General features: G+C 68.0%; 1 protein-coding gene. It reads right to left on the bottom strand.

The window, feature by feature from the left end; all coding sequences use genetic code 11:
* Positions 1-381, bottom strand: a 381-nt coding sequence (locus ENZ75_RS34180; protein WP_245481389.1) for an ANTAR domain-containing protein, incomplete at both ends; no start/stop codon positions are given.

The following is a 381-nucleotide window of genomic DNA, read 5'->3' as shown; positions in this document are numbered from 1 at the left end:
CCCGTTGCTTCTTCGCTTGTCATTGCCACGATCCGCCGCGCGGCATCCTCGACGCTGATCTGCCAGCTCATCGCCAGCGAGCGCAGCTGCGCATAGGCGCGGCCGTCATCGGCGCCTTTCGCCAGTGCCGTCACCGCGCGAACGATGGTCTGGCGTTCGGCAACGCGCTGGCGAAGCGAGGCGATCTCGCTGGCCAGGTGTTTTCGCGCCTCGAAACTCTGGCGCGCGATCAGCAGCGCGCTGTAGACGCCGGCATTGCCGACCGGCTTCAGCAGCTGCGCATCGGCCTTATGCGACAGCGCCCATTCGATGCGGCCCGGCGCCTCGGAACCGATCAGCGCCACCAGCGGCATCGGTGCCTCGCCCGGCTTCCACGGAAAC

This window comes from Mesorhizobium sp. M7A.F.Ca.CA.002.04.1.1 (assembly GCF_004022805.1).
GTDB classification, from domain to species: Bacteria; Pseudomonadota; Alphaproteobacteria; order Rhizobiales; family Rhizobiaceae; genus Mesorhizobium; species Mesorhizobium ciceri.
This window is presented reverse-complemented; position numbering and strand designations above follow the sequence as displayed.